The sequence below is a fragment of the Bowmanella pacifica genome, from assembly GCF_014645355.1.
In the GTDB taxonomy this organism is placed as follows: domain Bacteria; phylum Pseudomonadota; class Gammaproteobacteria; order Enterobacterales; family Alteromonadaceae; genus Bowmanella; species Bowmanella pacifica.
In genome coordinates, this window is sequence record NZ_BMLS01000009.1 from 126,640 (window position 1) to 139,556 (window position 12,917).

The 12,917-nt window shown below is 51.7% G+C and carries 9 protein-coding genes; all 9 read left to right on the forward strand.

Annotation, left to right across the window (positions count from 1 at the left end; genetic code table 11):
* Positions 1–28: 28 nt before the first annotated feature.
* The 9 genes from IEX02_RS19615 (at position 29) to IEX02_RS19655 (ending at position 12,913) form a co-directional block, all read left to right on the forward strand.
* The gene (locus IEX02_RS19615) at positions 29–889 is read left to right on the forward strand and encodes a DUF72 domain-containing protein (protein ID WP_188699158.1); all 861 of its coding nucleotides are present in this window, start codon (positions 29–31) and stop codon (positions 887–889) included.
* A 144-nt stretch (positions 890–1,033) separates the two neighbouring features.
* Positions 1,034–4,321 carry a S41 family peptidase gene (locus IEX02_RS19620; RefSeq protein WP_188699159.1) on the forward strand — a complete coding sequence of 1,096 codons (3,288 nt, stop codon included), beginning with the start codon at positions 1,034–1,036 and terminating at the stop codon, positions 4,319–4,321.
* A gap of 571 nt (positions 4,322–4,892) precedes the next feature.
* On the forward strand, positions 4,893–6,005 hold the full coding sequence (locus IEX02_RS19625) for a tetratricopeptide repeat protein (protein ID WP_188699160.1): 1,113 nt from the start codon (positions 4,893–4,895) through the stop codon (positions 6,003–6,005).
* 10 nt (positions 6,006–6,015) lie between these two features.
* Positions 6,016–7,173, forward strand: a complete 1,158-nt coding sequence (locus tag IEX02_RS19630) for a hypothetical protein (RefSeq protein ID WP_188699161.1) — start codon at positions 6,016–6,018, stop codon at positions 7,171–7,173.
* A gap of 13 nt (positions 7,174–7,186) precedes the next feature.
* Positions 7,187–8,365 carry a hypothetical protein gene (locus tag IEX02_RS19635; protein ID WP_188699162.1) on the forward strand — a complete coding sequence of 393 codons (1,179 nt, stop codon included), beginning with the start codon at positions 7,187–7,189 and terminating at the stop codon, positions 8,363–8,365.
* 15 nt (positions 8,366–8,380) lie between these two features.
* Positions 8,381–9,862: a tetratricopeptide repeat protein gene (locus IEX02_RS19640; protein WP_188699163.1), complete on the forward strand. Its 1,482-nt coding sequence runs from the start codon at positions 8,381–8,383 to the stop codon at positions 9,860–9,862.
* A complete protein-coding gene (locus IEX02_RS19645) occupies positions 9,859–11,946 on the forward strand; it encodes a PEGA domain-containing protein (RefSeq protein WP_188699164.1) in 2,088 nt (695 codons plus the stop codon). Before IEX02_RS19640 ends, IEX02_RS19645 begins: the two co-directional genes overlap by 4 nt.
* Complete coding sequence (locus IEX02_RS19650) at positions 11,943–12,104, forward strand: hypothetical protein (RefSeq protein WP_188699165.1); 162 nt, start codon at positions 11,943–11,945, stop codon at positions 12,102–12,104. Before IEX02_RS19645 ends, IEX02_RS19650 begins: the two co-directional genes overlap by 4 nt.
* Positions 12,105–12,112: 8 nt before the next feature.
* Positions 12,113–12,913, forward strand: coding sequence for a MotA/TolQ/ExbB proton channel family protein (locus IEX02_RS19655; RefSeq protein ID WP_188699166.1), 801 nt, complete (start codon positions 12,113–12,115; stop codon positions 12,911–12,913).
* The last annotated feature ends 4 nt before the right edge of the window (positions 12,914–12,917 follow it).

Genomic DNA, 12,917 nt, shown 5'->3' on the forward strand with positions numbered 1-12,917 from the left:
CCGGCCTTTGCTGTTTGTCTGGATTACCATGCCATCTTTTTCATCCCTTTATGCTGGCTGCCCTATGTGGCATATGGATGCGTGGTCCAGCAGTATTTTCCCCGCCGCCAGTTCTGCTGCCCAAAGCCTCTACCACTACAGCAGGTTGTTTAATTCGGTAGAGGGCAATACCAGTTTTTACCAGATTCCCGATCAAGCAAACTTACGGCGCTGGCAGCAAAGCGTACCCGAACACTTTCGATTTTGCTTTAAATTCCACCAGGGTATCAGCCACCATCAACTGCTGCTGAATGTAGAGCAGCAAACGCTAGATTTTCTGGCCCGCTTTAGGCCTATGGCCACACAAATTGGTTGCCTGATGTTGCAACTCCCTGCTCATTTTGGCCCTCAGCACTTGCCGCGTTTGCAGCATTTTTTACAACTGCTGCCGGAAGGTTTTCACTATGGAGTGGAAGTGCGTCATCCGGCGTTTTTTGCCAAAGGCGAAGAAGAGCGCCAATTCAACAGATTGCTGCTGGACAGAGGAGTTAATCGCGTCATTATGGACACCCGCGGCCTATTCAGTGCCAAGGGCAATAACGGGCTTTTGGGCGAAGTGAAAATGAAAAAACCACGCGTACCGGTTAATGTGATTGCCACGGCTGAGCGCCCTATCGTGCGCTTTGTAGGCCATCCGGATATTCCGACCAACCGGCGTTTTTACCAAAGCTGGCACAGCAAGCTGCAGCAATGGCTGGACGAAGGCAAAACCCCTTTTATGTTTTTCCACCTAGCGGATAACGCCGATGCCCCTTTTTTGGCTGAGCAATTTTTTCAGGACTGGCCCAAAGGCTCCTCACCTTTTGCCATCAATCTGCCACGTCAGGCCAGCCAGACTAGTCTGTTTTAGCTAGCACCTGTTGAGCACGTATTGTTACAGTTTTAACACAGATCCGTGTTCACAAGCCCTCTAGTCTGCAATAGGCTTGCCCCAGGGCATATTGACCCCGTTAAAAATGAGAAGGCATGTGTTAAATGCCAATAAGGACACCTGATGAAGATAAAACTCTTATTAAGCCTGATGTTTGGCGTCAGCACTCTGGCTAATGCAGCCGAAGGTTATTACCGTTTTCCGGCACTGGCAGGGAATACTTTAGTATTTACCGCAGAAGGCGATCTGTGGGTAGCGGGCCTCAATCAGTCTCAGGCCAGACGCCTAACCACTCACCCCGCAGAAGAAACCATGGCGGCCTTATCTAAAGACGGCAAATATGTCGCTTTTGTAGCGAACTATGAGGGAGCCAACGAGGTGTATATGCTGCCTATTGAGGGTGGTCTGGCTAAGCGCCTTACGTTTGAGCAAGCACAAGTAAAAGTGCACGGCTGGACAGCCTCAGGCGAGGTGCTTTATAGCACAACCGGCCGTACAGGCATGTCAAACAGTTGGAACCTGCTAAGTGTAAACCCCGAAAATCTACAAGTCACTGAACTGGAAGTGGCCGACGCCGTGGAAGGGGTGTTGGACGACTCAGGCAAGCATTTGTATTTCAGTCAGTTTGGTCTGCAAGTGTCTGTAGATAACACCCGTCAATACCGCGGCGGCGCAACCGGTGAGCTGTGGCATTTCATACCAGGGAAGCACCAAGAAGCGAAGGCCCTGACCGACAGCCACGATGGTTCAGTACGCCGTCCTATGCTGCATAACAACAAGTTGTATTTTATCTCGGATAACAGTGGCAACGATAATATCTGGCGCATGAATCTGGATGGATCCGATATAGAGCAGGTTACCCAATTCAAGGATTTAGCCGTGCGTCACGCCAGCCTCAGCGGTGATAAGCTGGTATTCCAGTTGGGTGCCGACTTGCAGCTGTTAGACCTGGTCAGTGGCGCAATGCAAAAACTGCCATTGAATCTCACCTCGGATTTTCCCAATCTGCGTGAACACTGGGAAAACACCCCCCTGCGTTACTTAACATCCACCAGTCTTGCCGGTGAGCAGGAAAAAGCCGTCTTAACCGCCCGAGGACGCATTGCCGTGTCCGGCATAGACAAATCCCGTTTAGTTGAAATCGCCACACCGAAAAACTCGCGCAGTCGCAATGCCCTGCTCAGTCATGACGGAAAATGGGTATACGCCTTTAACGATGCCAGCGGCGAAATGGAGATCTGGCGCTACGCAGCTGACGGCTCAAGTAACGCCAAGCAATTAACCCAGGATGGCAATACTTATCGCTGGAACCTGAGCTTGTCACCGGACGGTAACTCCTTGGTGCATGATGATAAAAACGGCAATGTCTGGCTACTCGATTTAACCAGCGGTAAAAACCGCAAAATTATCAGTGGTTATGCTGGTCTCTCTGCGCTTACCAGCCTGAGCTGGTCACCGGATAGCAGCCTGCTGGCCATGGCCGGTACAGGACTGGGTAAAGATCGTGGGCAAATCACGCTGTTTGACGTTAAAAAAAAGCGCTCGCAAATTCTCACGTCTGAGAAATATGAGTCCTATGCCCCCGCTTTCAGCGATGATGGAAAATGGTTGTATTTCCTGTCTAACCGCCATTTCGTCGCTACGCCAAACTCTCCCTGGGGTGATCGTAATATGGGCCCGGCCTTTGACCGGCGCAGCCAGATATTTGCTTATGCGCTGGACCCGAAAGCCCGTTTCCCCTTCCAGGCCGATGATGAATTGTTAGCCGGTTTGGATAACAAGGCCGATGAAGATAAAAAGGAAAAAGACAGCAAAAACAACAAGTCGGCTAAGAAAGCCTCAGAGCTGGACTGGCAAGGTATCAGCCAGCGGCTTTGGCAGGTTAAGGCGCCTGCAGGCAATTACAAGGGACTTCAGGCCAATAAAGACTACTTGTATGTACTGGATCAAATTAGTGAACCAGGCAGCAAGCCAGCGATTAAGTCTATTGAGATCAACCCACAAGCCAAGCTGGAAACCTTTAAAGACGATATTGCGGAGTTTACCCTGTCGGCTGACGGCAAGAAAATGCTGGTACGGCAGCAAGGTGCAGATAACGCCAATATCTTTATTGTGGACGCCAAGCAGAAGTTTCCCGCTGATAGCAGCCAGAACAAGCTCAATAGCCAAGACTGGCAAATGCTGCTTAAACCCAGTGAAGAATGGCAACAGATGTTCCATGACGCCTGGCTAATGCACCGAGATTCGCTGTTTGATACGCGTATGCGTGGCCTTGATTGGGCTGCGGTAAAAGACAAATATCAGCCGCTGCTGGAACGTGTTACCGATCGATATGAACTTAACGACGTGTTCGCGCAGATGATGGGTGAATTGAATACCCTGCACTCTCAGGTATACGGCGGAGATTTCCCTAAAGCCAACGAACGCCCTCGCGCCGCCTCATTGGCAGCAACCTTTGCGCCAACCGCCAAAGGAGTGCAAATCTCTCATATCTTCCAACACGACCCAGAGCTGCCGGAGCGCGCTTCGCCACTGGCTAAACCCGGGGTTGATGCCAAACCGGGCGATATTATCCTGGCCGTTAATGGCCAGCCTGTCAGCCAGGTTGGTGAACTATACAGCGCCCTTCGAAACCAGCAAAACAAACAGGTTTTACTGCAGCTCAAGCGCGGCGGAAAGTCTCACCAAACCGTGGTCACACCAATTAGCAATAGAGACGCTAGCCGCCTGCAATATCTGGACTGGGTGAATCAGAATCGCCAGAAAGTGGAACAAGCCAACCCTGATGTTGGTTATCTGCATATTTATGCCATGGGCGGCAATGATATTGCCGAGTTTGCCCGTGAGTTCTACGCCAACTACAACAAAAAGGGCTTGGTTATCGACGTTCGTCGTAACCGCGGCGGAAATATCGACAGTTGGCTGATTGAGAAGCTGATGCGCAAAGCCTGGGCATTTTGGGAAAATACCCGAGGTGAAGCCAATACCAATATGCAGTCTGCGTTCAGAGGGCATTTAGTGGTATTGGCTGATCAGTATACCTACTCAGACGGCGAAACTTTTACCGCCGCCGTTAAGGCTCTGAATCTGGCGCCTGTAGTGGGCAAGCGCACGGCCGGAGCCGGGGTATGGCTGACCGGTCGAAATCGTCTGACCGACAATGGTATGGCCAGAGTGGCGGAATTTGCCCAGTTTGCCATGGATGGTCGCTGGATAGTGGAAGGCCACGGTGTTGAACCCACAATAGAGGTGGATAACTTGCCCCATGCGACTTATATGGGCCAAGATGCTCAATTGACCTATGCGCTCGACTATCTCAGCAAACAATTGCAAGCGCAGCCAGTTCCCACTCTTAAGGCCCAGCCCCTGCCCGGCGTTAATGACCCCGCCGGGGACATACTGAAAAGATAAATGACAGAAAAGACCGGTCAGTGCTCGGTCTTTTTATTTCCAGCTATGGATGGGATGCCGACGTTGTCGGAACATTCGTCGACGATGTCCTGCAGATACTCATTCCCCCTAAGTCTTGAGAAATCATGGGTTCAACCACAATCAAAAAAAATGTTCAAGAAATTTTTAACATTTTAATTACACATTAACTATACTCGCAGTAAGCCCAAGTTATGACACCCTAAGCTTCTGATTAATAAGCAAGGATGTCACCGCTGTCATGCCTTTGACAGCTCAGTGTGGGCATCTATCCAGGCGCAAAAATATCCTCATAGGGCGATGGCCCGGGCATTTTTGACACAAGGATCCAGAACAAAACAACGATATCCGGCAGGCAGCTGAACATAGGACACCGGGAAACACACTATCACTACCTGATAAGCCCTTGAGCACGCTGATCAGGTAAGAGGTTTCAGGTAAATAACTCGTTCCTTGGGGTTGTATTATGTGTATTGCTGCCCGTTGCTTGGTAAGTCCTTCTGTATTGATATGTTTGCTGTTGTCCCCTGCCTCGCCCGCAGCAGAGCTGGATATGCAATCTATCCGACCCTACTTGCAGGAAATTGATCGCGTTCAGCAGGATGAAGGAACCTACAGTCCACAGTTAGGACAGTTACTGGCTCAGCTTGGGGTTGCCTATCAACAGCAAAACCAGCACGAGTTAGCCATTGACAGTTTTTCCCGGGCACTGCAAATCACCAAGATAAGTCAGGGGATTTACGCTCTGGCACAAGTACCAATTATTGAAAAAATGCATAGCAGCATGATGGCGCAAAAGCGTTGGAAAGAGCTGGATGACATGCACCAGCGAGTATATTGGCTGGTTAATCGCAATTACAAACCAGACGATCCTCAGCTACTGCCCTACTTGTTCAGTTATGCCAGTTGGCTGCTGTTTGTTCACCATCATGAATTTCTCAACGAGGCTTATGTCAGGCTGCTGCAGTCAGAAGCGCTCTACCAGCAGACCCATGACATTATCCTGGCCAACTTCGGCGACAAAGATCCCCGTATGGTGCAGAGCCTCAAAGGGTTAGTGATGGCCAGCTTTTTTAAATCGCAGCTTGGGCCAGCGCAGTTGGAGTTCAGTTTTGACAACCTGGATATGACCCGTCAAGGCAGTTTTTACATGGGCTTACCCGCTGTTGACTATCGCACAGAGAATTATCGGGATGGCAAAATCGCCCTGGAAAAAATGGTGGAAATTTATGACGCCCAAACTGAGTCAGCCGCCATGCAAGGTAAAGTGCTAGCCAGAGTGGGGCTAGCAGACTGGTATCTGATGTTTGGTAAAACCAGTCATGCATTTAATACCTATCGGGAAGCCAGGGAATTGGCTCGCCAGGGACATGAAAGTAGCGCCATCAAGCTTTTTGAGCGGCCCACCTTGCTGCCGGACTCCCGCTTATTCCTTGCTGATGATGGTCAGAATAGGGAGCCGGACCGCTTTGTGCTGGCCAGCTTTGATGTCAATGCCCACGGCAAAGCTAACAATATTCAGTTACTTGATTCCAATCCATTGGATGCAACCGCTATGCGTTCCAGAGCACTTAAATTCTTGCGTACGGCCAGTTTTCGCCCACGCTTTGAAGAAGAGGAACCCATAGATACGCAGGGTGTTCGGCTGAAACTCAGCAACCCATAGGAGCAGTATTATGTCGATTCGAAAACCCAATCAACGATACAGAGTGTCGCTGCTAGCTACTGCGTTGTTTATGGCGTTGAGTGGTTGTGAGTCTACATCGCAGCCCTCCCCTCCAACACCTCAACCGTCTCAACCCAGTCCACCTAGCCAGCCGAGCACTTCGTCGGGGCAAGGACAGGGGCAAAGCCAGGAACAAGGACAAGGCCAGAGCCAGTCAACACCATCAAGGCCTTCCAGTGGCAGTCAACCTAGTCAGTCCCAGAGACAATCCTCATCCAAGGATGGCCAGGCACAGCGCAGTCCGGCTTCTGCGACAGGGGAAGCCTCAGAGCAAGGCACTCAGGGACAACAACAAGGCAATCAACAAACGGGGGCGGAGCCGTACGGCAGTGCCGGCAACACCGGGCAACAAACAGAGGGTATGGGCAATGAAGGGATGCATCAGCCAGACGTCGGTGCAGGTCAGAATGAGCAAGATCTAGGTGGTAACGCCAGTGGTTATGAAGAGTCCAGCAATGAGTCCAATGATGGCATACAAGGCGAAGGGCAAAGTGAGTCAGACGATATCGACTTTTCAGAGGAAGTAAGTGCAGCTTCTTCGTCTTCTTCGTCTTCTTCGTCTTCTTCGTCTTCTTCGTCTTCAGCTTCACAGACCACGACCACCAGTCAAGAAGCAGCGTCTCAACAAAATACCGCAACAGACGAACAGCTTATCGCTAAAGCCGATGCCCGTTTAGACAGCGCTATGGGCCAGTACGACCAGATGATACTGCGGGAAAATAGCTACATACGAGATCGGGCCGCCAAGCAAGGTGCCTCGTTGCCCGAGGACAACAGTGGCGACGAGGAGATGGCTGAATCCGCTGAAGATCGAGGTTTCGGCGGTGAACAAGCCAATCAGCAAAGTTCGCCGGCTGGCGACACATCTTCTTCTGGAGCGCCATCCTCAGCAGGCTCGCCCTTGCCCGAAGGGGGCGCTCCGTTACCCGGTGTCAGTGGCGTGCCAGCGGATATTCCCGATGCTAATGAGGATGATGTGGTTGCCAGACAAATTCGCGAGGCGGCCATCAAAGAGCGAGACCCTGTGCTAAGAGAGCAGCTTTGGAATGAGTATCGCAAATACAAAGGTTTGCCACTGAAAAAGTCCACCAGCGGGCAATCAGGATAATCGGGAGACACAAATGAAATATTTATTCCTGTTCGGCTGTGTGATGAGTGGATTCATGATCAACGGTTGTGCCAGCTACCAGGTGAAGACCACCAACACCACGCCCGTTGTTACCCAGCAAACCCTGCTCAATGAAAATCAACTGCTGGATGTGGCGATTGTGCGCTTTGATGTGGGTGAAATGCCTGAGGATGACGACGAAAGCACCCTTTACTTTGCCGAAATCCGTAAAGCGGAAAGCCAGTATTTTCCCTTCCAGTTAATGCAGGCCATGCAGAAAAGCGCCGCTTGGGGGCCTGTTCGCATTGTCCCGCAAAACACTGTTCCGTTGGATCTAAATGTGACAGGGAAAATTCTATCTTCGGATGGAGAAAAGCTACGTCTTTTAATTCATGCCTATGATGCCAGCGGTCGCACCTGGCTGGAAAAAGAATATGAAAGTATGGCCAGCCGCTATGCCTATGATCCCAAATATAAGCAAAGTGGCGAGCCCTTTGCCGATCTTTACAACCGTATCGCCAACGATTTACTTCAGTATCGACAACAGCTCAATGAGCAGCAGGTTGCCTATCTGCATGAGTTAGCCGGATTGCGGTTTGCCAGTGAGTTTTCCCCCCAAGTATTTGGCGACTACGTAACACAAGATAGCAGCGGCTACTTTGAAATTAACCGCCTCCCCGCATCAGGTGACAACATGATGCAGCGCCTGCAAGCCATTCGTGAGCGTGACCAAATGTATATAGATACCCTACAGGAGTACTACTCGCAGTACGCCCGGGAGATGACCGTGGCCTATCGGGCCTGGCGAGGTCAAAGCTATCAGGAAGTTATCGCCATGCGCGAGCTTGAGGAGGAGTCACGTAAACGCATTATGCTTGGTGCCGCCACCATTCTTGGTGGCGTCCTAGGCGCAGGCAGTCCAGATGCAGTCGCCAGAGCCGCTTCTTACGTGGGCGTCGCAGGCGGCGGATATATGCTCAAAAGCGGCATGGATAAAGCCGATCAGGCACAAATTCATGTTGATGCGTTATTGGAGTTGGGAGAGTCACTGGAAGCCAGTATCGCGCCCCAAAGCATTGAGCTGGAGGATCGCACCGTCACGTTGTCTGGCACGGTAGATGACCAGTATCAGCAATGGAAAACCTTACTCAGGGAAATCTATCAGCTAGAGCGCGGCAAATCCGAACTCTAATCCCGGGAGGCAGTTATGCAGGATGAAAAATCAGACAACAGCACCCCATCCCCTCGTTTTTCAGAAGCGCGGGTAGGTACGCCGATCCACCCCGGTGGCAAGCCTTATATTCTGCTGCCTTTGGCCTTGTTTTGCCTGCTGCTGATTGTGGCCATTTTTTATCTACCTGATTGGCTGCCAAAGGCAGACGATACTGCTTTACCAGCCGCTGAGCCCGTATTTGAGAAGCTTGAAGACAGTCCGTTTCAGGACGCCCAATTGGCGAAAGCCAGACGTGAGGCGCAGGACGTTCTGCAGAACCTGTTAAAGGTGCAACAAGCGCTGGAAGACATTGCCGTAAAGCGCTGGGCCGAGGCAAGTTTTCAGCAAGCGCTGCAGGTCGCAGCCAAGGGGGATGAGTTTTATCAACAGCGTCAGTTTTCCCAGGCGTTGGAACAATACCAAGCAAGCCTGCTAGCGCTGCAAGACTTGCAAACACAAGGGCAACAAGTGCTGGAAACGGCGCTGAATGAAGGGCAACTGGCGCTGGCCAAAGACGACGCGGATGCAGCTTTGCAGGCTTTTGAACTGGCCTATGCCATAGCGCCGGAGCAAGAAGCGGCGCAATCCGGCTTAAACCGGGCGCAAGGCTTACCCGCACTGCTGAAACTGATGACCGCCAGCCAATATGCAGAAGAAGATGGCAAGTTGGATGAAGCCATTGACCTGGCCAACCAAGCCCATGGCTTGGATCCTCTGCATTCAGGGGCCAGTCAGACTCTGGCGCGACTGCAACAGAATAAATTGGATCGTCTGCATCGTCGTTATATGTCAAACGGTCTGTCTGCGTTGGCTAACAATGCCACCCAACAGGCCATTGAGGCATTCACCCAGGCACTTCATCTTAAGCCGAACGATCAAGACAGCTTGGATGCCATGCGCCAGGCCAAAAGCAAGCAACTGGCACAACGCATCACTCAGCTTATGCATCAGGGGCAGATGCTGGAGGCGCAGGAGCAGTGGCCGCAAGCCATAGAGCACTACAAGCAGGCTGATGCCTTGCAATCTGGATTAGTGCAGGTACGCGTCGCTCTGCTTCGCGCCCGCGCCAGGGCAGAATTAGATGAACTGCTCAGTGCCAGGCTCGCGGCCCCATTAGCCCTGCGAGATGAACGTCACTACGCCAATGCCGCGCAGTTACTTGATCAGGCCAGCCGCATCAAGCAGCCCGGCCCCCGCCTGAGCGACCAGATTGATGATCTGCAGCATTTGCTCATCCAGGCTAGGCAACCCGTCACAGTGCAGCTGATATCTGACAGCCAAACTCAGGTGCAACTCTTTAAGGTAGGCGGCCTGGGCATTTTCGATAGCAAACAGATTCAACTCTATCCAGGCAAATATACCCTGCAAGGCACGCGCAGTGGTTACCGGGATGTCATGCATGAATTTGTATTACAGGCCGGGGAAGCCCCCACCACCATCAGCATTCGCTGTACTGAGAAAATAGGCAGTATATGAGTAATCTGCAGTTAAAAAATGCCACCCTGATCACCCCGGCAGTATTTGAGCCAGGCGGCAAACAATCCACGCCCCGGCGCCCTGCCTGGCGTCCTTGGCTGTGGTTGGTAGCGGCCTTACTGGTTATTTTGTTCGCTGTCGCCGGCTTTTTACTCAGTGCCACCAGCCTGGATATTCAGGTAAGTCCCGCGTCCAGCCAGATTCGCTTGGCAGGCCCTTACCATGTGCAAGTGGCCGGACGCAGATTATTAATGCCGGGCCAGTACAGTCTGCATATCAGTCAGCCAGGTTACAGCCCTTATGAGAGGCAGTTGGATACTGCCACTGACGATCACTTTCGTCTTAATATTCAACTGTCTCCCCTTCCTGGTCGGCTAAAAGCCACCAGCAATGTCACAGCGCAGGCCTATCTGGATGACCTTCCTCTGGGTGACACCGATGGGATACTCACTAACCTTCCTCTTGGTAAACAGCAGATTCGCTTCGAAGCACCTCGCTATCAAAGCCACACAGAAATCATCGAGATCAAGGGCTATGACGAGTTGCAACACCTTGATATTAATCTGTTGCCTAACTGGGGAACCCTAGTACTGGATAGTTATCCCAGCGGGGCCAGCCTGAGTATCGACGAACAAGCTTTTAGCCAAACCCCGTTGAATATTGAACTGCTAGCTGGTACCCACAAGTTACAACTTTCCTACCCTGGTTATCAGAACTGGCAGCAAAGGGTGGAGATAAATGCCGGTGAAAACCTGACCATCAGCCAAGCCAGACTGTTACCCGCATCGGCCAGACTAAAACTCACATCGCAGCCGAACGGCGCAAGTGTCAGCGTGGATGGTTTGTATCAAGGTAAAACCCCCCTTGAACTGTCGCTAAGTGCAGGCACAAATCATGAATTGTTGCTATTGCGGGAAGGTTACCAACCCACCAGACGCGACATTCAGGCCAGCGCCGGCAGTGTACAGGCACTGAACCTACCTCTAGCACCGCTGCTCGGCAAAGTCTCGGTAAGCACCCAGCACCAAGATGCCCTTTTATATATCAATGACATTCTACTGGGGAGAGCCAATCAAACCCTTGAACTGGCCACCCATCCTCAAACCTTGCGAGTCAGTCTGTCCGGCTATGCTGACTTTATCCAGACGTTGACGCCCAAGGCCGGCCAAACCATTAAAGTGCAAGCCAATCTGAAAACCCTTGAACAAGCCAGATTCGAGGCACTGCCCGCCCAACTGACGCTTTTAGGCGATGCCAGACTGAAATTGTTTCACCCCCAGGTGAGTTTTGAGATGGGTGCGTCCAGACGTGAACAAGGACGCCGAGCCAATGAAACCTTACATAAGGTGGCATTAGCCCGTCCTTTCTACCTGGGTATGACCGAGGTGACCAACCGCCAATACCGACAGTTTGCCTCCTTTCATAGTTCATCGCATGCAGAGGGGGCCAGCCTGGACGGCGACAATCAACCCGTGGTCAACATTGGTTGGCTAGACGCCGCTCGCTTCTGCAATTGGCTGTCCTCGCAGGAAGGGCTGCAACCTTTTTACCTTATTGAAGAGAATCAATACCAGGGCTTTAACGCCAGCGCCAATGGCTATCGCCTGCCCAGTGAAGCGGAATGGGCCTGGGCATCACGCTATCAATCAAAGCGCATGCAGCAATTCAATTGGGGGCAACAACTTCCGCCCCCCGCTGGCAGCGTCAATCTGGCCGGGCTAGAGAGTGTGGCATTAGTGGGAGACATATTGGCGGGTTATCAAGACAGCTTCAAGGTCAGTGCGCCTGTGGCGAGTTTTCAAGCCGACCAGAAGGGGCTGTACGACCTGATGGGGAATGTCTCAGAGTGGGTACATGATGTTTATCAAATCCATTCCGGACTGAACTTCAAGGCCAATACCGACCCTCTTGGTGCGCAGCAAGGTATTCATCATGTGATACGTGGTGCCAGTTGGGCCCATGGCCGCTTAACCGAAGTCAGACTGTCTTACCGGGATTACGGCAACGACGCCCGCCGGGACGTGGGATTTCGCCTGGCCCGTTATGCCGAGTCCCTCCCCCCAATCACAAAGGAAAGCCCATGAGCAAAAAGCTGAAACTGATGTTACTGGCGATGGTACTGAGCTGCCAGACCGGTCAGGCTTTCGCCCCCGATCAGCCACAGCTAAATCGTGAAGGCATCTTTATCCCCTCTGAGGAGATTTCAGAAGATGCTTCGGTTTCATTTCCCACGGATATCTGAGGTTCGCTATGGAAAATCGCATACCCCGTGAATTTATCTACCAACTGTTTAGCTTACTACTGGCCATTATCCTGGTGCATGGCACGTATGTGTCACTGATCCGGCCCAAAGCGGATGCCTTAATACAACAACAGATTGAACTACAAAGTCAGGGACAAACCATCCAGGTTCAACGTTCCTGGTACGTGGTGCTGAAGGATTTCGAACAGGAAAGCTGCTTTATTTTGATGCTGTGGGCCTGTGCCATCATGGGATTCAAGGCCTGGCAGTTACAAGGCGAAAAGCGCATGTTATCGCGCCACTGGCTGGCGACCGAACAAGGCACCACCATATTGCCTGCCGATGCAGTCAACCTGTGCCGCCCGCTTCAGGCCTTACCCGAAAAACAACAACAGCTTCTAACCCCGCGTACCTTATTAAGCGCCCTGCAACGTTTTGCCGCAACCGGGGATGTTACCGCCGCCGCCGATGCCATTAAAGAACAGTGCGATACCGAGTCTGATCGCTTAGACAGCGAACTATCCTTGGTTCGTTACATTGCCTGGGCCATCCCCTCTATTGGTTTTATTGGCACGGTACGAGGGATAGGTGAAGCCCTGGGACAGGCACACAAGGCCATAGAAGGTGATATTACCGGCGTGACTCAGGCCTTGGGTGTGGCCTTTAACTCAACCTTTATCGCGTTACTTATCAGCATATTTATCATGTTTATCAGCCATCAATTACAGCTTCAGCAAGAACGCGTTGTCACCCAAACTAAACGCTACGCCGATGAACACTTGCTGCGCTGGATGAAGCAACTAGATTGAGGTG

What these genes read in the sequence shown, in the direction of transcription:
- IEX02_RS19640 (WP_188699163.1), top strand. Translation starts at nt 8,381, where the DNA reads ATGCAGGATGAAAAATCAGACAACAGCACCCCATCCCCTCGTTTTTCA.
- IEX02_RS19645 (WP_188699164.1), top strand. Translation starts at nt 9,859, where the DNA reads ATGAGTAATCTGCAGTTAAAAAATGCCACCCTGATCACCCCGGCAGTA.
- IEX02_RS19620 (WP_188699159.1), top strand. Translation starts at nt 1,034, where the DNA reads ATGAAGATAAAACTCTTATTAAGCCTGATGTTTGGCGTCAGCACTCTG.
- IEX02_RS19625 (WP_188699160.1), top strand. Translation starts at nt 4,893, where the DNA reads ATGCAATCTATCCGACCCTACTTGCAGGAAATTGATCGCGTTCAGCAG.
- IEX02_RS19650 (WP_188699165.1), top strand. Translation starts at nt 11,943, where the DNA reads ATGAGCAAAAAGCTGAAACTGATGTTACTGGCGATGGTACTGAGCTGC.
- IEX02_RS19630 (WP_188699161.1), top strand. Translation starts at nt 6,016, where the DNA reads ATGTCGATTCGAAAACCCAATCAACGATACAGAGTGTCGCTGCTAGCT.
- IEX02_RS19615 (WP_188699158.1), top strand. Translation starts at nt 29, where the DNA reads ATGCCATCTTTTTCATCCCTTTATGCTGGCTGCCCTATGTGGCATATG.
- IEX02_RS19655 (WP_188699166.1), top strand. Translation starts at nt 12,113, where the DNA reads ATGGAAAATCGCATACCCCGTGAATTTATCTACCAACTGTTTAGCTTA.
- IEX02_RS19635 (WP_188699162.1), top strand. Translation starts at nt 7,187, where the DNA reads ATGAAATATTTATTCCTGTTCGGCTGTGTGATGAGTGGATTCATGATC.